Genomic DNA, 727 nt, shown 5'->3' on the forward strand with positions numbered 1-727 from the left:
TTCGGAAATCTCCGGATCTCAGGCTATTTGCGCCTACTCGGAGCTTATCGCAGCTTATCGCGTCCTTCATCGGCTTCTGGTGCCAAGGCATTCTCCATGTGCCCTTTGTAGCTTGATCTCTAAAATTCCTATAAACTTCGTATTGCGTCGTTATAAAGCTCTCTGCGGTACTCATTTAGCTCCGCTAAACTCTGTTCCTCTTTCACTTTATGCCTAGCACTACTCGTTTCTAGTAATTTTTCATGATTTATCAAAATCTTTCATTTGACAATCACTAGTATTCTTGATTTGGGTAACAAATCATTTCTACAAAAGGTATTTACCTTTGATTTACTTTACTATGCTTTGTGCAATTTTCAAAGAACATTGGTGGGCTTAAATGGACTCGAACCATCGACCTCACGCTTATCAGGCGTGCGCTCTAACCAGCTGAGCTATAAGCCCATTAAAATGGTGGAGATAAGGAGATTCGAACTCCTGACCCCCTGCTTGCAAGGCAGGTGCTCTCCCAGCTGAGCTATACCCCCACGAAAAAAAATCCTACAAGCTACACATTACTGCTTGCTTCTAGTATTTATATTAAAAAATAAAAGTTGAGAGAAAATCTCTCAAAATTAAACAGAGTATGAAACCTGTAATAAAGCTTTCTAGGCTCTATTAAAGCTCCTTAGAAAGGAGGTGATCCAGCCGCAGGTTCTCCTACGGCTACCTTGTTACGACTTCACCC

At 41.4% G+C, this 727-nt stretch carries 2 tRNA genes and 2 rRNA genes; all 4 read right to left on the minus strand.

The window, feature by feature from the left end:
* Positions 1-118 (minus strand): 23S ribosomal RNA (locus KQI86_RS20020); the annotation flags it as partial.
* A gap of 249 nt (positions 119-367) precedes the next feature.
* A tRNA-Ile gene (locus tag KQI86_RS20025) sits at positions 368-444 on the minus strand.
* A 7-nt stretch (positions 445-451) separates the two neighbouring features.
* Positions 452-527 (minus strand) — tRNA-Ala (locus tag KQI86_RS20030).
* 144 nt (positions 528-671) lie between these two features.
* Positions 672-727 (minus strand): 16S ribosomal RNA (locus KQI86_RS20035); the annotation flags it as partial.

Source organism: Clostridium mobile, assembly GCF_018918285.1.
In the GTDB taxonomy this organism is placed as follows: domain Bacteria; phylum Bacillota; class Clostridia; order Clostridiales; family Clostridiaceae; genus Clostridium_AW; species Clostridium_AW mobile.